Origin of the sequence: Mycobacterium sp. URHB0044 (assembly GCF_000620625.1) — a bacterium.
GTDB lineage: Bacteria > Actinomycetota > Actinomycetes > Mycobacteriales > Mycobacteriaceae > Mycobacterium.
This window is the reverse complement of the sequence record NZ_JIAW01000022.1, coordinates 14791-32629: the sequence shown is the minus strand read 5'-3', so window position 1 is coordinate 32629 and position 17839 is coordinate 14791. Positions and strand designations below refer to the sequence as shown.

17 protein-coding genes are annotated in these 17839 nt (G+C 67.3%); 11 read left to right on the top strand and 6 right to left on the bottom strand.

The features are described from left to right. Positions 1–29 precede the first annotated feature (29 nt). Positions 30–488 (top strand): nuclear transport factor 2 family protein, encoded by a 459-nt coding sequence (locus tag N536_RS0130395; protein WP_029117063.1) that lies wholly within the window; start codon positions 30–32, stop codon positions 486–488. Here N536_RS0130395 and N536_RS0130390 read toward each other — a convergent pair whose 3' ends face one another. Beyond that, positions 489–1145, bottom strand: a complete 657-nt coding sequence (locus N536_RS0130390) for a L,D-transpeptidase (protein WP_029117062.1) — start codon at positions 1143–1145, stop codon at positions 489–491. 90 nt (positions 1146–1235) lie between these two features. Here N536_RS0130390 and N536_RS0130385 point away from each other — a divergent pair, with 90 nt between their 5' ends. Further along, the gene (locus N536_RS0130385; RefSeq protein ID WP_029117061.1) at positions 1236–2729 is read left to right on the top strand and encodes a bifunctional phosphatase PAP2/diacylglycerol kinase family protein; all 1494 of its coding nucleotides are present in this window, start codon (positions 1236–1238) and stop codon (positions 2727–2729) included. On the opposite strand, the gene N536_RS0130380 is transcribed toward N536_RS0130385, so the two are convergent. Next, a complete protein-coding gene (locus tag N536_RS0130380; protein WP_029117060.1) occupies positions 2683–3351 on the bottom strand; it encodes a phosphatase PAP2 family protein in 669 nt (222 codons plus the stop codon). The two genes, N536_RS0130385 and N536_RS0130380, sit on opposite strands and share 47 nt — an antisense overlap. Before the next feature lie 113 nt (positions 3352–3464). Here N536_RS0130380 and N536_RS0130375 point away from each other — a divergent pair, with 113 nt between their 5' ends. After that, a complete protein-coding gene (locus N536_RS0130375; protein WP_029117059.1) occupies positions 3465–5138 on the top strand; it encodes a cytosine permease in 1674 nt (557 codons plus the stop codon). 35 nt (positions 5139–5173) lie between these two features. After that, positions 5174–5656 carry a hypothetical protein gene (locus N536_RS0130370; RefSeq protein WP_029117058.1) on the top strand — a complete coding sequence of 161 codons (483 nt, stop codon included), beginning with the start codon at positions 5174–5176 and terminating at the stop codon, positions 5654–5656. Here the strand turns inward: N536_RS0130370 and N536_RS0130365 are convergent. Then, positions 5653–6048, bottom strand: coding sequence for a YchJ family protein (locus N536_RS0130365; RefSeq protein WP_029117057.1), 396 nt, complete (start codon positions 6046–6048; stop codon positions 5653–5655). The genes N536_RS0130370 and N536_RS0130365 overlap by 4 nt on opposite strands. Positions 6049–6151: 103 nt before the next feature. On the opposite strand from N536_RS0130365, the gene N536_RS0130360 reads away from it, so the two are divergent. From N536_RS0130360 to cysC, 5 genes are all read left to right on the top strand, one after another. Beyond that, a complete protein-coding gene (locus tag N536_RS0130360) occupies positions 6152–6412 on the top strand; it encodes a hypothetical protein (protein WP_029117056.1) in 261 nt (86 codons plus the stop codon). Positions 6413–6543: 131 nt separating this feature from the next. Further along, positions 6544–7923, top strand: coding sequence for a sulfatase (locus N536_RS0130355; protein ID WP_029117055.1), 1380 nt, complete (start codon positions 6544–6546; stop codon positions 7921–7923). A 77-nt stretch (positions 7924–8000) separates the two neighbouring features. Further along, positions 8001–8804: a Stf0 family sulfotransferase gene (locus N536_RS0130350; RefSeq protein ID WP_029117054.1), complete on the top strand. Its 804-nt coding sequence runs from the start codon at positions 8001–8003 to the stop codon at positions 8802–8804. Positions 8805–8806: 2 nt separating this feature from the next. Beyond that, positions 8807–9721 (top strand): sulfate adenylyltransferase subunit CysD, encoded by a 915-nt coding sequence (gene cysD / locus N536_RS0130345; RefSeq protein ID WP_029117053.1) that lies wholly within the window; start codon positions 8807–8809, stop codon positions 9719–9721. Between the two features lies 1 nt (position 9722). Further along, positions 9723–11606 (top strand): adenylyl-sulfate kinase, encoded by a 1884-nt coding sequence (cysC, locus tag N536_RS0130340; protein WP_029117052.1) that lies wholly within the window; start codon positions 9723–9725, stop codon positions 11604–11606. Positions 11607–12299: 693 nt separating this feature from the next. On the opposite strand, the gene N536_RS0130335 is transcribed toward cysC, so the two are convergent. Next, positions 12300–13067, bottom strand: coding sequence for a trans-aconitate 2-methyltransferase (locus tag N536_RS0130335; protein ID WP_029117051.1), 768 nt, complete (start codon positions 13065–13067; stop codon positions 12300–12302). Between N536_RS0130335 and N536_RS0130330 the strand changes: the two genes are divergently transcribed. Both N536_RS0130330 and N536_RS0130325 read left to right on the top strand, forming a co-directional pair. Beyond that, positions 13068–14999, top strand: coding sequence for a glycosyltransferase family 39 protein (locus N536_RS0130330; protein WP_029117050.1), 1932 nt, complete (start codon positions 13068–13070; stop codon positions 14997–14999). A 16-nt stretch (positions 15000–15015) separates the two neighbouring features. Then, positions 15016–16224, top strand: a complete 1209-nt coding sequence (locus tag N536_RS0130325; protein ID WP_029117049.1) for a S9 family peptidase — start codon at positions 15016–15018, stop codon at positions 16222–16224. A 3-nt stretch (positions 16225–16227) separates the two neighbouring features. Here N536_RS0130325 and N536_RS0130320 read toward each other — a convergent pair whose 3' ends face one another. Both N536_RS0130320 and N536_RS0130315 read right to left on the bottom strand, forming a co-directional pair. Next, positions 16228–16791, bottom strand: coding sequence for a hypothetical protein (locus tag N536_RS0130320; RefSeq protein WP_029117048.1), 564 nt, complete (start codon positions 16789–16791; stop codon positions 16228–16230). A gap of 99 nt (positions 16792–16890) precedes the next feature. Next, positions 16891–17811 carry a class I SAM-dependent methyltransferase gene (locus N536_RS0130315; RefSeq protein ID WP_029117047.1) on the bottom strand — a complete coding sequence of 307 codons (921 nt, stop codon included), beginning with the start codon at positions 17809–17811 and terminating at the stop codon, positions 16891–16893. Positions 17812–17839: the final 28 nt, after the last annotated feature.

The window sequence follows — 17839 nt, the reverse complement described above, 5'->3', positions numbered from 1 at the left end:
GCCGCGACCGGTTGTGTTGCAATGTCGCGATGGGCGATATCGACGAGATCCAGCAAGTGAAGTACCGGTACCTCCGCGCACTCGACACCAAGCACTGGGACGACTTCGCGGCCACGCTCACCGACGACGTCGTCGGCCGGTACGGGGAGTCGATCGGCGAGGAGCATCACTTCACCGACCGCGAGTCGCTGGTGACGTTCATGCGGACCTCGCTTGGGCCGGAAGTCCTCACCGAGCACCGCGTCAACCATCCCGAGATCACCGTCGACGGTGACGAGGCGACGGGCATCTGGTATCTGCAGGACCGGGTGATCGCACCCGACTTCAACTTCATGCTGATCGGCGCGGGTTTCTACCACGACCGCTACCGGCGCACCAGCGACGGCTGGAAGATCAGCGAGACCGGCTACGACCGCACCTACGATGCGTCCATGTCGACCGAGAACATCAACTTCAAGGTGAAAGCCGGTCGGGCACTTAACATCTGACTATTGCTGCGCAAGGGCGATCACGGCGCCGGGCCGCAGCCACTGCATGATCTCCACCAGCTTGGCATCGTCGATCGCCACGCAGCCTGCGGTGGCGCCGCCATCGGTGGCGTGCAGGAAGAAGGCGCCGCCGTTGCCGGGCACGCGTTGCTTGTTGACGCCCATCACCACCGCATGCTTGTACTGCGGGATCTGAAGGTTTTCGGTGCCGCTGGCCGGGTTCGTGTCGAACGGGCACTGCGCCTTCTTGCACACCTGCATCGTGTTGTAGGTCGCGCTCTTCATGTCGCCGTCCCACCAGTGGTCGGGCCCGACCTGGACGTACTGCAGACCGGCGCCGGGATTCGGCGCGGTGCCGAACGCGAAGTCCAGCGTGAAGACGCCCATCGGGGTCTTCATCTCGCCGTCATGGGTTTCCGGCGCCATGCCGTTGGCGCCGACGTGCGCCGGGATTCCTGCCTCGACCGGCTGCCAACCCGCGCCCGTACGTTCCCAGACGTCGATCTTCGCCGACGAACCACCAACGCCCACAACGGAAATCACTTGCGTGGCGCCACCCACCGATGGGGCGAACCACGGGGTGAACTCGGCGTTGGCGACCGGCGCCGTCGCGAAATAGAGCGCCGCTGCGCACAGTAGAACCAGCAGTCGGCGCACGCCTTCCATCGTTGACAGCACGGACGCTTCAGGTCAAGTAAAGGTTTAGACACGGTTTGAGCAACGTGGGCGGCGGATACGTTGGCACCCATGGACTTGCTGCCCGCGCTGCGCCGCCGTCGAGGGATACGACAGATCGGACAGGGTCTCGGCACGCTCGACCGTGAGATCTTCGAAGCCATCGCCGAGTCGCCGAGTCCGCTGCTCGACGCCCTCATGCCGCGCCTGACCTCTGCGGCCGACCACTCCAAGATGTGGTTCGCGATTGCGGCCCTGCTCGGCGCCTCGAGGCACCGGCCTGCGGTTCGTGGCGCCACCCGCGGCGTCGCGACTCTCGCGGTGACGAGCCTGTTCACCAACCAGGTCGCCAAGCGCGTCTGGCAACGACCGCGGCCCAACCGGTTGACCGTGCCGCTTTCGCGCCGGTCGCGGCGGTCGCCGACGTCCAACTCGTTGCCGTCGGGCCACTCGGCCAGCGCGGCCGCGTTCGCCGTCGGCGTCGGGTTGGAGAGCGCACCTCTCGGATTCGGGCTGGCCCTGTTGGCGGGCCTGGTCGGCATGTCGCGGGTCGCCACTGGTGCGCACTACCCGGGCGACGTGCTGGCCGGGTTCGGCATCGGGGCGGGCATAGCGGTGCTCGGGGCGCGGATCGTGCCGCCCGTCGTCGAGCCCCGGCTGCGGCCGGCCGACCCGCTGCTGTTCGACACTCCGGCCCGGCCGGACGGTGCCGGTGTCGTGCTCGTCATCAACCCCGCGTCCGGCAGCGGCACCGGGGCTCGGGTCGTCGAGGAGGTGCGGGCAGCCCTGCCGAAGGCCGAGATCGTCGAACTCGACGAGGACGACGACGTGGCGACCGCCCTGCGCAAGGCCGCAGACCGCGCCGAGGTGCTGGCCGTCGGCGGTGGCGACGGAACGGTGTCGTGCGCGGCGGCGGTGGCGATCGAGACAGGCATCCCGTTGGCCGTGTTCCCCGGCGGCACGTTCAACCACTTCGCCAAGGACATCGGCTGCGACACGGTCGCCAAGACCGTGCGAGCGATCAAGGAGGGCGCCGCGGCGTGCGTCGACGTCGTTGCGCTGAACGAAACCGACACCGTGCTCAATACGGCGAGCATCGGCGCGTATCCGGCCTTCGTCCAAACCCGCGAGAAGCTCGAGCACAAGATCGGCAAGACGCTGGCAGGCGCCTACGCGATGTTCCACACCCTGCGGCGCAACGAACCGGTCCGCATCGCCTACGACAACAAGACCCTTCAGACGTCGATGTTCTTCATCGGCAACTCCATCTATCTGCCGTCGGGCTTCGCCCCGTCGCGTCGCACCCGCATGGACGACGGTTTGATCGACGTGCGCATCCTCGAGACCGGACGACGGTTCAGCAGACTGCGCATCCTGGTGTCCCTCGCGCTCGGCCGCCTGGAGCGCAGCCCGCTCTACACCGAACTGCAGGTGCCCGAATTCAGCTTCGCCGCGCTGGACGGGCCGACGGCCATCGCCCACGACGGCGAGTTGGGAATCGAGTGCAGCGAAGCAACTTTCACGGCCCGCTACCGGGCACTACCGGTGTTTCGTCCGCTGCCGTGACGGGTCGTCGGGTCAGCACCAGCAGGCTCGCCGTGAACCACAGGTAGCCCGCCGCCCAGCCCGCGAGCACGTCGGACGGATGGTGCACGTTGAGCACCACGCGCCCGACACCCACCAACAGCACGATGACGGCACCGCCCGCGATCACCCAGCCCCACAGTGCGCGGCGCACGAGCGGCAGCACGATGACCGTCAGCGCCAACACCGACGCCATGACACCCAGCGCGTGCCCCGACGGAAAGGACGACGACGGCGCGAACACCAACGCAGTCGACGGACGGGGACGGCCCGCGGCAACCTTCAACGTTTCCGTGATCAGTCCGCTGAGTTCGATACTGAGGACGACGAACAACGCCAGACGCAGCTGCCGGCGACGGAGTGCGACGACGATGACGACGAGCCCGACGATGCGGAATGCCGTCGGGCCAAGCACGGTGCACAACACGTCCCAGAACGTGACCCAGCCGGGGCGGTCGACACCGAATCGGTAGGACGCATCGAGCGCGCCCGAATCGATGGCGTCCAGCCAGCCCCAGTGCATCGTCCACCCGAACCACAGGCCCATGTACACCGTCAGCGCGACCACGAGCAGTCCAACGAGCCATGGTTTGCGCAGCGTCACCCGTCCACTTCCCGTCCCGGCGTGGACCCGAAGAACGGCACGCGCGTTTTTTGCAACTGTAGGGAACATCGTTGTCACGAGTTGGAAACAACCCGGTCTTAGCTTTGCTACCCATGACTCAAGAGCTCAGCAAGGAGCCGGAGGCCCCAGACGATTCTGCGGTCTCAGAGGCCGACCTAGACCAAATGACCGCCACCAAGGAGACCTTGGAGGACTACACGCTGCGCTTTGCTCCGCGCAGCTACCGCAAGTGGTCGACGCGGGTTGTCGGGATCTCGGCGCTGGGCGGCATCGCCTATCTCGCCGACTTCGCCATCGGCGCCAACATCGGCATCTCGTACGGCACCACCAACGCGCTGTGGGGCATCCTGATCTTCGCGATCGTCGTGATGGCCACCGGTTTTCCGGTCGCCTACTACTCGGCGCGCTACAACATCGACCTCGACCTCGTCACCCGTGGCAGCGGCTTCGGCTACTACGGGTCGGTGGTCACCAACGTCATCTTCGCGACGTTCACGTTCATCTTCTTCGCGCTCGAGGGCTCGATCATGGCGCAGGGGCTGAAACTCGGCCTCGGCGTACCGCTGTGGCTTGGTTATGCGGCGTCGACACTCGTCATCTTCCCGCTGGTGATCTACGGGATGAAAGTGCTTTCCACACTTCAGGTTTGGACCACCCCGCTGTGGCTGGTCCTGATGGTCGCGCCGTTCGTCTACCTGGTCGTGAGCCATCCCGAGTCGGTCGGCCAGTTCTTCGCCTACCAGGGTGAGAACGGCGGCACCGGATTCGACTTCGGTTCGACCCTGCTCGCCGCGGGCGTCTGCCTGTCGCTGATCGCCCAGATCGCGGAGCAGAACGACTACCTGCGCTTCATGCCCCCGCGCACGCCGGAGAACTCGCGCAGCTGGTGGACCTGGCTGTTCCTCGCCGGACCGGGCTGGGTCATCTTCGGTGCCATCAAGCAGATCGTCGGACTGTTCCTCGCCGTGTACCTGATCGCGAACGTCGCCGACAGCGCAGGCATCGCCAACCAGCCGGTGCACCAGTTCCTGGAGATCTACGAGAACTTCCTTCCGGGCTGGCTGGCCATGACGCTGGCCGTCGTGCTGGTGGTCATCAGCCAGATCAAGATCAACGTGACCAACGCCTACTCCGGCTCGTTGGCGTGGACCAACTCGTTCACCCGGGTCACCAAGACCTACCCGGGCCGGCTGGTGTTCCTCGGCGTCAACCTGTTGATCGCGCTGATCCTGATGGAAGCCAACATGTTCGACTTCCTCAACACCATCCTCGGCTTCTACGCCAACTGCGGCATGGCGTGGGTCGTCGCGGTGGCATCCGACATCGTGTTCAACAAGTACCTGCTGAAGTTGTCCCCGATGCAGCCGGAGTTCCGGCGCGGCATGCTCTACGCGATCAACCCGGTCGGCTTCGGCTCGATGCTGCTCGCCGCGGGCCTGTCGGTGCTGGCGTTCTTCGGCGGGCTTGGCGAGGCAATCCGGCCATACTCACCGCTGGTCGCCATCGGCCTGGCGCTGGTGCTGCCGCCCATCATCGCGATCGCGACCAAGGGCAAGTACTACCTGCGTCGCACCGACGACGGCATCGACCTGCCGATGTACGACGAGTACGGCAACCCTTCCGCCGATCACCTGAGATGCCATGTCTGCCACCACGAATACGAGCGGCCGGACATGATCAAGTCCGCAAGCACCGACGGGTACATCTGCTCGCTGTGCCTGTCGACCGACAAGACCGGCGAGGAAGTGCTCCCCGCGCAAAGCTGACCAGAGGACGGCCATAGCCACTAGTCTGCGTGGCTATGGCCGTCTTTCTGCGCAAGGCTCTCGGCATCGGCAAGTTGCCCGACGACATGCGGGCGCAGGTCGATGTCGAGGGCGTGCTCCACTTGGCGGAGTTCGTCCCGGTGACGTTCCGGTTCTCCGGACGCATCCCGGGCAAGGTCGCGAAGGCCAACATCCGCAGCTATGTCGGTTCGCTGGCGATCACCAATCAGCGTGTGCTCGGCACACTCTCGACCATTCCCAAGAAGGCAGGCCGATCGGTCGACCATCGATGGACCGACGCGGCGGGTTCGATGGTGACGGCCACGCTCGACGACGACGGGCTGACACTCGACGTACCCGACATCTCGGTCGTCGAGCCGAGTTTCACCGGATCGGTGTCACTGCACTACAAGACTCCGCTGTCACAAGAGGTGTTGATGCGGCTTCCCCAGCGGTCGTTCACGTTCGACGTGCCGCCGAAGTTCGTCTACTCCGTCTGCGGCGTGCCGCGCGGCTAGTGGTCGGCGACGGCGTCGAGGTAGAACCACCGTCCGGCACGTCGTTCGAAGCGGCTGCGCTCGTGCATGGAACCCGGTCGGCCACCCTGGTCGAAGACCGCCGTGAACTCCACCACCCCCGCGCCGTCGTCGATGCCGCCCGCGTCGGTGTCGATCACGTCGAGGCCCTTCCAGACCACGTCGGGGTGAATGGTCGCCACCGCGGGACGCGTTCGCGGATGCCAGGTACGCAACAGGTACTCGGAGTCACCGAGCGCGTAGGCCGCGTATCTCGACCGCATCAACTCCTCGGCCGTCCCGGCGAGCCGTTCGCCGTGGTGCAGCGGTCCACAGCACGCGTTGTAGACGGCGCCACTGCCGCACGGGCACCGTCGGCCGAAGTAATCGTTCATCGCCGCCATCGTTTCACCGTTCGGTAATCGCCGAAAACACACGGTGATCGGGCCGGAGCGCGATACTGACGGCGGCCGGGGGCGAAACGAGGGGAAGTACGCGATGAAGAAGCTGGTAGCGGTGCTGTTTTCGACCTCGGCGATGGCGCTTGCGCCGCTCGCCATAGCGCCGTCCGCGCAAGCCGACATCTGCGCAGGCGCAGGGGGACGCCACGTCGCGGTGGGCGGTTGCACCAACGTCGTCGGTGACGTGGCGCGGGGCGCGGCCATTGCGGCAGCCACCGACCCGTACATTCCGGGCGAGATACCGTGCTACACGGTGGAGGGCGTGCCGTATTACACGCCTCCCGGCGACCCTTGCTGACCGACGGGGCGGGTTGATCCGCCCCGGGACGCGGCGATCGTCGCCGCGCGGATAAGTTGATTCGTGATGAATCAAACGGTTGCCGGTATGCGGGACGGCCTGTTCGGTGTACTCACGATGGAGTACACGAGGTGACCGGCGACCAACGCGACAACGTGCTGATCGTGCACTGGCATGACCTCGGCCGGTATCTCGGCGCCTACGGGCATGCCGACGTGTCCAGTCCGCGCCTGGACCAACTCGCGGCCGAGGGCATCCTGTTCACCCGCGCCCATGCCACCGCACCGCTGTGCTCGCCGTCGCGCGGTTCGCTGTTCACCGGCCGCTATCCACAGAGCAACGGCCTGCTCGGCCTGGCCCACCATGGCTGGGAGTACCGCGCGGGCGTCCGCACCCTGCCGCATCTGCTTGCCGAACAGGGCTGGCGCACAACGTTGTTCGGCATGCAGCACGAGACGTCGTTCCCCGCCCGGCTCGGGTTCGACGAATTCGACGTGTCCAACTCGTACTGCGAGTACGTGGTGGAGCATGCCACCGAATGGCTGAGAAGTGCGCCGCAGAAGCCCTTCCTGCTCACAGCCGGGTTCTTCGAGACGCACCGGCCGTACCCGCGGGACCGCTATGCACCGGCCGATCCCGACACCGTGAGCCTGCCCGACTATCTGCCCGACCTTCCCGACGTGCGGGAGGATCTGGCCGACTTCTACGGCTCGATCTCGGTGGCCGATGCGGCGGTGGGCCAACTGCTCGACACGCTGGCCGAGACGGGGCTGGACCGCTCGACCTGGGTGGTCTTCCTCACCGACCACGGCCCCGCACTGCCGCGGGCCAAGTCGACTCTGTACGAAGCGGGCACGGGCATCGCGACGATCGTGCGGCCGCCGACCCGGTACGAGGCGCCGGGCCGGGTGTACGACGACTTGTTCAGCGGAGTCGATCTGGTGCCGACGATCCTCGGCTTCCTCGGACTGCCCATACCCGACGACGTCGACGGGCTTTCGCACGCGCAGAACGTGCTCGACGGCATTCACCATTCCGCACCGGTGCGTAATGAGGTTTATACGACGAAGACGTATCACGATTCGTTCGATCCGATTCGCGCAATCAGGACCAAGGAATTCAGCTACATCGAGAATTACGCGAAGCGGCCCCTCCTCGACCTGCCGTGGGACATCGAGGAAAGCGCGCCCGGTAAGGCGGTCGCGCCATTGAGCGCGTCGCCGCGTCCTGACCGCGAGCTGTACGATCTGCGCATCGATCCGACCGAGCAGAACAACTTGTTGACCGGCGTCGTTTCCAGTGAAGCCGAGGCGGTGGCGAACGACATGGCGCTGCTGCTCAATGACTGGCGTTACAAGACCAACGACGTCATCCCTTCCGATTTCGCCGGTAGCCGAATATCAGCCAGATACACCGAGACGTATTTGCACATTCACATGAGAACGCCGACGAGTCGCTCGGCATTGGCCGCCGAACGGGGAATCGAAGAAGAGGTCGGTTTCCGGCAATAGTTCGGCTCATCGTGAATTGAAGTGAGTGGGCACAGGCGGATACGCACGACCATTCCAATGCGGTTAGGCTCTCGCGCATGGCAGCCCGCCCGTCCGCGTACCTGGTGCTCGCGTCCCAGCGCAGCGGAAGCACCCTGCTGGTCGAGTCGCTGCGCGCGACCGGTGTCGCGGGTGAGCCGCAGGAGTTCTTCCAGTACCTGCCGACCACCAGCCAGTCGCCGCAGCCGCGAGAGTGGTTCGCCGACACCGGCGATGAATCCATCATGCAACTGCTCGACCCCCTCGACGAGGGCAAGCCCGACCTGGCGCCACCCGCGATCTGGCGGGACTACATCCGCACCGTCGGCCGCACCCCGAACGGCGTGTGGGGCGGCAAGCTGATGTGGAATCAGACGCCGTTGCTGCTGCAGCGCGCCGAAGGCCTGCCGGACCGTTCCGGCGAGGGCCTGTTGTCCGCGATCCGCGACGTCGTCGGCTCCGACCCGGTCCTGGTGCACGTCTACCGGCCCGACGTGGTCTCGCAGGCGGTCTCGTTCTGGCGAGCGGTGCAGACGCGCGTGTGGCGGGGTCGTCCCGATCCGGTGCGCGACGCCCGCGCCGAGTATCACGCCGGCGCCATCGCGCACGTCATCACGATGCTGCGGGCGCAGGAGGAGGGCTGGCGCAACTGGTTCGCCGAGGAGAACGTCGAACCGATCGACGTGGCGTATCCCGTGCTGTGGCGCAACCTCACCGAAATCGTCGGTACCGTACTGGAGGCACTCGGCCTGGACCCGCGTCTTGCGCCGGCCCCGGTGCTGGAACGGCAGGCCGATGGCCGCTCCGACGAATGGGTAGACCGCTACCGAGTCGACGCCGAACGAGAGGGGCTGCCGCTGTGACGATCGTCGCCGAGGACACCAGGCGTGTCGAGGAACTGCGGCTGCTGGAGGCCGAGTCCGTCCACATCATCCGCGAGGTCGTCGCCGAGCTGCAGCGACCGGTGCTGCTGTTCTCCGCGGGCAAGGACTCGATCGTCCTGCTTCGCTTGGCGGAGAAGGCCTTTCGGCCGTTCCCGCTGCCCTTCCCCGTGTTGCACGTGGACACCGGGCACAACTTCCCCGAGGTGATCGAGTTTCGCGACCGGCGACTCGCCGAGCACGGACACCGGCTGATCGTCGGTTCGGTGCAGGAGTCGATCGACTCCGGTCGCGTGCCGGACCCCGGCCCAGGGGCATCGCGCAACCGGCAGCAGACCCGCACCCTGCTCGACGCGCTCGAGGCGGGCGGTTTCGACGCCGCGTTCGGTGGCGCCCGCCGCGACGAGGAACGCGCCCGCGCCAAGGAACGCATCTTGAGCTTCCGCGACGAGTTCGGCCAGTGGGATCCGCGTGCGCAGCGGCCGGAGCCGTGGTCGCTGTACAACGGGCGGATCAAGAAGGGCGAACAGGTCCGGGTGTTCCCGCTGTCCAACTGGACCGAGTTGGACGTGTGGCGCTACATCGAACTGGAGAACCTCGAACTGCCGTCGATCTACTTCGCCCACGAGCGCGAGGTCGTCGAACGCGATGGCATTCTGCTGGCGGTCTCGGAGTACGTGCAACCGCAGGGCGACGAGACGGCGGCCGTCGAGTGGGTGCGCTACCGCACCGTCGGCGACCTCACGATCACCGGAGCGGTGCGATCCCGCGCCACCGACATCGCGGGCGTCATCACCGAGATCTCCGCGGCCACGGTGTCCGAGCGCGGTGAGACGCGCGCCGATGATCGAACGTCCGTGGCGGCGATGGAGGATCGCAAGCGGGAAGGCTACTTCTGAGATGAGCGACGTGAAGACGCAGACGCGCCAGCTCCTGCGGTTGGCCACCGCGGGATCCGTCGACGACGGCAAGAGCACGCTGATCGGCCGGTTGATGCACGACACCGACAGCCTGCCGCTCGACCACCTCGAAGCCGTGAAGGACGAAGAGGGCGTCGCCGATTTGGCCGCCCTGTCCGATGGGCTGCGCGCCGAACGCGAGCAGGGCATCACCATCGACGTGGCCTACCGGTTCTTCTCCACCGAGCGCCGCAGCTACATCCTGGCCGACACCCCGGGCCACGAGCGCTACACCCGCAACATGTTCACCGGTGCGTCCAACGCGCACGTCGCGGTGCTGCTGGTCGACGCGCGCGCCGGCGTACTGCGGCAGACCCGCAGGCACGCCCGCATCGCGAAACTGCTTGGCATCGAACACTTCGTGGCGACCGTCAACAAGATTGACCTGGTCGGCTTCGACGAGGGCCGGTTCGGCGAGGTGGAGGCGGAGCTGGCTCAGATGGCGGCCCGACTGGGCGGCGCGGAGCTGTCCGTCATCCCGATCGCCGCGAAACTCGGCGACAACGTGGTGCATCGCTCGGACAACACGCCGTGGTACAGCGGGCCGACGCTGCTCGAGTATCTGGAGGGCGTGGAACTGTCTGCGCCGCAGCCGGAGGCGACGAAGCTGCGGCTGCCCATCCAGTGGGTGTCGCGTCCGACCGCCGACGTGCGGCGGCGCTACACCGGGCGGTTGGCCTCCGGGACGCTCAGTGTAGGTGATTCCGTCATTTCGCTGCCCGCAGGCACTCGCTCCGTCGTCACGGCCGTCGACACGCTCGACGATTCGCGGTCGGTAGCCGTTGCGCCGCTGTCGATCTCCGTGGAGCTGGCCGATGACATAGACGTCGGCCGGGGTGACGTGTTGGTCAGCGGTGACGAGAACGCTACGCTGCCGGTGCTTGCGCGCGAGCTCGACGCGACCGTCTGCTGGTTCGCGGAGGCGCCACTGCGGGCGGGTGATCGGCTCGCGCTGAAGCAGACCTCCAAGACCGTGCGGGCGACGGTGCAGGCGCTGCACTCCCGGTTGGATCCCGAGACGCTCGACGAGATCGACAATCCGGTCGAGTTGTCGCTCAACGACATCGGCTCGGTGACGCTGCGCACCAGCTCGGTGGTCATTGCCGATGCCTACACCGACAACCGGGACAGCGGCGCGTTCATCCTGATCGACGAGACGTCCAACGAGACGGTCGGTGCAGGGACCATCGTGGAGCCGCGTGAGGTCAAGCCGGGCACGCAGAACCGCAACGACATCCGCTGGCATCCGTCGTCGCTGGATCGGGACTACCGGTGGTCGGCGACGCGTCAGCGCGGTGCCACGATCTGGTTCACCGGGTTGCCCGCGTCGGGCAAGTCGACGGTGGCGGTCGCCGTCGAACGGGCGCTGGTCGAATCCGGCGACGTCGCCTACCTGTTGGACGGTGACAACATCCGGCACGGGCTGTCCGACGACCTGGGCTTCTCGGCCGGTGACCGCGCCGAGAACATCAGGCGCGTCGGTCATCTCACGCGGTTGTTCGCCGACGCCGGGGTGGTCGCGTTGGCCTCGCTGGTGTCGCCGCTGAAGTCGGACCGCGACATTGCCCGTGCCCTCAACGCCGCGGCGAAGCTGCCGTTCATCGAGGTGTACATCTCGACGTCGGTGCAGGAATGTGAGAAGCGGGATCCGAAGGGCCTCTACGCCCGGGCGCGCGCCGGAGAACTCAAGGGGCTCACCGGAATCGACGCGCCCTATGAGCCGCCCGAGAATCCGGACCTGGTTCTCGACACGGCAGGCGCCGACATCGACGAGCTGGTGCAGAAGGTGCTCGAGGTGTTGAAGGCGAAGCGCGACGGCGCCTAGGGGTGGGGTCAGGGGGTCAGGCCCCGCCACGCCAATTACGCCAGCCGCACCGGTCGCCCCCGGGGACGTGGACATGCATTTGCCCACCTACGAGCGACTTTCGCGTCGGCGTCACCCCTCGCCCGGCGGCGGCCCCTCGCCCATCGATGATTCATCGGCCGTCAGCCCGTCCACTCTGCGGCCAGGGCGCACCCCACTCGCACTTTCAGACCCTGGACGCAGAATCGACCCCGCCGGCAACCCATCCGAACCGCACCCGTCATACGAGCCACACCAGTCTCCTGGGAGAGCGGACCTACGTTTGCCCACCTACGAGCGACTTTCGCGTCGGCGTCACCCCTCGCCCGTCGGCCGTCGCCCCGGAGAGCGGACCTACGTTTGCCCACCTACGAGCGACTTTCGCGTCGGCGCGGCACCCAGCACTGTGAAAGTCGCTGTGAGGTGGGCATTTGTTGTGGCGCCGGCACTGCGGGCAGGCGATCGGGAATCGACTGCCCGGTCGGCTCGCACTGCGAAAGTCGCTCATAGGCGGGCATTTCCACTACCAACCGACCCGCGCGGCACCCGGCAACGCGAAAGTCGCTCATAGGTGGGCACTTCCACTACCGTCCGGTCCAGTGACGGGCGGAACGCACGGGAGACGCGGGAGGCACGGGAGGCACGGGAGACGCGGGAGGCACGGGAGGCAACAGCCTAGTCGCCCACTCGAACCACCACGAACACCCGGCGGAAGGGAAAGAACGTGATCCCGTCGGGCCGCGGCGGGTAGGCCTCCGCCAACAGCGGAATCAGTTCCCTTCGGAATTCAGCGAATTGGTCATCAGGCAACCGGCTCTGCACCGCCGTCAACGCCGTCCCGCTGATCCAGTCAAGCACCGGCGTCTCCCCCGTCAGCTGATGCACGTAGGTGGTCTCCCACGCGTCGACGGTGCACCCCACGTCGGTCAGCATGCCCGCGTACTCGGCCGGGTCATCGACGACCTGACTGCTACGGAAGGGTAAGTCGCCCAACGCCGCTGCCCACTGCGGTTGCGCGGCGAGCGAACGCACCGTGACGTGCGACGGCGCGTCGAAGTTTCCCGGCACCTGCATCGCGATCCACGCCCCGGCGGGCAGTTGCGATACCCACCGGACCAGCAAGTCGCGGTGGTTCGGCACCCACTGCAACGCAGCGTTGCTCAGCACCACGTCCGTGTCAGCGGCAGGACTCCACCCGTCGAGGTCGCCGACGCGGGCGTCGATCCCTCGTCCGCGGGCCGCCTCCACCATCTCAGCCGACGAATCCAGCCCCTCGACCACCGCGTCCGGCCAGCGCTGCTGCAGATGCATCGTCAGGTTGCCCGGCCCGCACCCCAGATCGACCACACGGCGCGGCGCATCGGCACCCACTCGGGACAACAGGTCGAAGAACGGCCGTCCGCGATGGTCGGCGAACGCCAGGTACACGTCGGGATTCCACATATGTCCATCATCACCGACGGCCAGCGGCGCCCCGGAAGGCCCTCACTCACAGCTGGCTGGCAGACAGACCGACGACACTTGGCAGTCGTGACCGCACGGTGGCCCCGCATCGCCCTGGCCGCCCTGCTGGCGTGCACGGCGTTGCTCTACCTGTGGAATCTGTCGGCGAGCGGATACGGCAACACCTTCTATGCCGCAGCCGCCCAGGCAGGCGCCCAGAGCTGGTCGGCGTGGTTCTTCGGTGCGCTGGACGCCCGTGACTTCATCACCGTCGACAAGCCGCCGGGCGCACTTTGGGTCACCGGGTTGTCGGTTCGGTTGTTCGGCATGAACAGCTGGTCGGTCCTGGCGCCGCAGGCCGTCATGGGCGTCGCCGCGGTCGGCGCGCTCTTCGCCTCGGTGCGGCGCACGATCGCCGACCCGCGCCAGGGCGCCGTCGCCGGACTGATCGCCGGCGCCGCGCTGGCGTGGACCCCCGCGGCGGCGTTGATGTTCCGATTCAACAACCCCGACGCGTTCCTCGTCTTGCTCATCACCGTCGCGGCCTACTGCCTGACCCGCGCGGTCGCCGCAGCATCGTGGCGCTGGCTCCTGCTCGTCGGCGCGGTGATGGGCGCCGCCTTCCTGACCAAGATGCTGCAGGCCTTCCTGGTGCTACCCGGCTTCGCTGCCGCGTTTCTGCTTGCCGCCCCTACGTCTTGGCGCAAGCGCCTGCTGCACATCGCCGCTGCCACCGGCGCCCTCGTCGCGTCGGCGGGCTGGTGGGTAGCCGTCGTGCAGCTCATACCGGCCACGTCCCGACCGTACATCGGCGGCTCCACGAACGACACGGTGCTCGATCTCGCGCTGGGCTACAACGGGTTCAGCCGAATCGTTGGACAACCACCCGATGCGCGATGGGGTGGCGCGACGTTACCCAGGAACACCTCGACGGGCCTACGTCGACTGTTCACCGGAGAGTTCGGCAACGAGATCTCCTGGTTGCTTCCCGCAGCGCTGCTCGCACTCTCGTTCGGCGGATACCTCTGGGCGCGTGGCCGTCTCAGCCGCGACGAGCATGCCGCCGTCGTGTCGTGGGGCGGTTGGCTGCTGGTGACAGGGCTGGTGTTCACGCTCATGAACGGCACCGTGCATCCGTACTACAGCGTGGCGCTGGCACCCGCGGTCGCCGCATTGGTGGGGCTCGGGTCGGCATGGGCATGGCGCGCCCGGTCCGGCTGGGACGGCCGGATCGCGCTCACCGGCATGCTGGGGCTTACCGGCTGGCAATCGGTTACCCTATTGACCCGCAACGACTTCGGCCCACACTGGCTGCCGTGGATGATCGCGGCGCTCAGCGCGCTCGGAGCCGTGGTCGCGCTCATCGGCCGATGGCGCCCGGCGGCCACCGCGGTGGCACTGGGCGCGATCGGTGCCTCCGCGGGAACCGTCGTGTTCACGATCGCTACCGTGCTGACACCGCACCACGGCGCGATTCCCAATGCGGTGAGTTTGACCTCCCCGACGTCGATGCGGCCGGTCACCGCGCAGAAGGCGGTGAAGGCGTTCGCCATTGGCGGCTGGACGGGTGACGAGGCCAGCAACCGCGCCCTGGCGGACCTGCTCGCCGCCACGCATACGCCGTGGTCGGCCGCCACGAACGGGTCCCAGTCCGCCGCAGCGCTCGAGATCGCTTCGGGGACGGCGGTGATGGCGATCGGCGGGTGGAGCGGCGACCCGGTTCCCACCCTCGACCAGTTCATCGACGACGTCCACGCCGGACGGGTCACCTACTACGTCGAAGCGGGCAGGGGCGGCGCCGCCGCACCCAGCGGACGGGTCATCCGCTCGGAGAATCACTCCGCGTCGCATGCCCGCGACATCGCCGATTGGGTGGCCCAGCACTATCCGGCCACGACAATTGGAAATTCCTTGGTTTACCGCGTTAGTTAGCGGGCTACCATCGGACGTGCCTAGTTCGTCGTCGAACACTGCCGCCGCGATCGACCCGCCGATCCCGCTGCCGGACGTTCCCGGCGCGGACGCGAACGCCGGTGGCCTGCCGCGGCGTAGCGATCTGAGTCTGCGCGAGAAGCTCATCGTCGACTCCTCGGCCATCGCCGACCTGGGCCTTCGGACCATGATCGCGTCGATGGTCGGTGGCGCAATGCTTCCCAAGGTCGCGGCCACAGTGCTGCGCCCAACCGATTCCCGGGCCGAACACGACGCGCTGCGCTTCTACGCCGATCTCGGCGCCGCGCAGGACCCGAACCTGTCCTTCCCCGCGCCCACCGAGCTGCCGCGGGTGTCGTCGCGAGCGGCCAACCCGGTCGCCGAGTGGATGGCGCACGGCCGCGTGCAGAACATCAGGTTCAGGAGCAGCTTCCAGGCGATGAACCCGGCGGTGCGCGAACACCGCCTTGGCTACGAACGCAACAACGTCGTCCACGCCCAGCACTGGTTGCACGACGACGGTCCACATCCGACGCTGTGCCTGATCCACGGCTTCATGGGCTCGGCGTATCTGTTCAATGGCCTCTTCTTCTCGCTGCCATGGTTCTACCGGTCGGGCTACGACGTCCTGCTGTACACGTTGCCGTTTCACGGTCGGCGCGCCGAAAGACGCTCGCCCTACAGCGGTTACGGCTACTTCGCCGATGGGTTCGCCGGTTTCGCCGAGGCGATGGCCCAGGCGGTGCACGACTTCCGTTCGGTGGTCGACTATTTGGAGCACACCGGCGTAGACCGGATCGCACTGACCGGCATGTCGCTCGGCGGTTACACGTCGGCCCTGATCGCGGGAGTGGACGACCGGGTGCAGGCCGTCATCCCGAACGTTCCGGTGGTCACCCCGGAATCGGCGTTCGACGACTGGTTTCCGGCCAACCTTCTGGTCAAGCTCGGCAACCGCCTGACGGGCACCGATCGCGAATTGTCGACTGCTGCATCGATGTATCACTCCCCGCTGAACTACCCGCCGTTGGTCCCCAAGGACCGCCGCCTCATCATCACCGGCCTCGGCGATCGCCTGGCTCCACCGGAACAAGCCGAATTGCTATGGGAGCACTGGGATCGGTGCGCGTTTCACTGGTTCCCCGGCAACCACATCCTGCACGTCAGCCAGCCGGACTACCTGCGCCGGATGACCAAGTTCATGAGCGAGTTCATGTTCGCCTGAGGGTCAGAACAATCCACCTAGCAGCCCGCCACGGCTCGGATCGCCCTCTGGCGGATGCTGATTGGGGAAGGCGGGCCGCGGTTCGGGGCTGACGCTGATGGGCGGCCGGACACTAGGCGCAGGCGAGGTCTCCGCCCTGGTGGGCGCCGGCGCTGCGGAGGGCGCCTGCGACGGTGCGGGCGGCGGGATCAACACCGGTGCCGTGCGGACCTTCGTCGTCGCTTGAGACGGGACGGCCTCCGGCGGTGGAGGTGGCGCGGGGGCGGGTTCGAGCGCTGACTCGACGACGGGCGCGTTGGTCACGATGGGCGTCGGCACCGGCGTCGGAACGGATTGCGACGGGTCCGGCACGACGTCGGCCGGCCCCGACCACCTCAGGAAGAGGACGACGGCGCCGACGAGCACCGCGCTGATCGCCACGACGGGCAACGGCCACCACCGCCGAGCGGCTTTCTCGGATTCCGGCGCAACGACGGACCCCTCGGCCGGCACCGCGGCCGTCGTCGTTTCACCGTCCACGGGCTCGAACAGGTAGTCGAACCGGTGAGACGTGTCGTGTGCCCCCACACGGCGATCCTACAAGGGTGTTTGCTCAAATAGCGACGACTTGGGCATCTTCGCCTGCCAGAGCACTCCGACGAGCACGGCGCCGAGTAGCGGGAACCCTCACTCCTTGACGACGGTGACCAGGCTGATCGACTCGACCATCGGGCTGACGTCGGGGTCGTCGTCGGGAGCCGGTCGACCCAGCTCACGGAGGTAAGGCGCCAGCGGCGTGGTGCGAGCCGTCCACCCCTTCGCGCCGAACCAATCCTCGGCCGGGGCATGCAGCTCGTTGTAGACCAGCGTGAAGAACGTGCCGTCGGCGCCCTCGGCCCGTTCCTCCGCCCGCTTGGCCTCGAAGGCGTCCTGAGGCATGGGCCTGCCCTCCTCCACCGCCACCCGGCTGCCCGGGCTGGACAATGCGTCGATGCCGGCGAACAGCTGCTCCTGCGCGCTGGCGGGCAGGTAGATGAGCAGCCCCTCGGCGATCCACGCCGAAGGCTTCGACGGGTCGAAGCCGCTCGTCACGAGCGCCGTCGGCCAGTCGTCGCGCAGGTCGACGGGAACCTCTCTGCGTTCGGCGCGTGGCGCGTCCCCGTGGGCGGTCAACACCTCGCGCTTGAATGCGAGCACCTGAGGTTGGTCGAGCTCGTAGACGACCGTGCCGTCGGGCCAGGGCAACCGGTACGCGCGCGAGTCGAGCCCCGCGGCAAGGATGACGATCTGGCGGACACCGGCGTCGGAGGCGTCGGCGAAGTAGGCGTCGAAGTACTTGGTGCGGGCGCCCTGGAACGAGACGAAGTGCTGACCGAAGTCGCTCCGCAGGCGCCCCTGCGCCGGACCGTCGTCGTCCGCAGTGTCGTCCTGGCTGCCGTCCACCAGGTCCGACCACTCGCCGCCGACGGCACGACAGAACACCGCGGCGTACGGGTCGACGGCCAGTGGTTCGTCCCTCTGCGCCTCCAAAGCCCTTGCCGCGGCGACGAACAACGCCGTCGCTCCCACGCTCGTAGTGATGTCCCAGGTGTCATCGTCGGTACGCACGAAGGCGAGCGTACGCGGCGAACCTGAC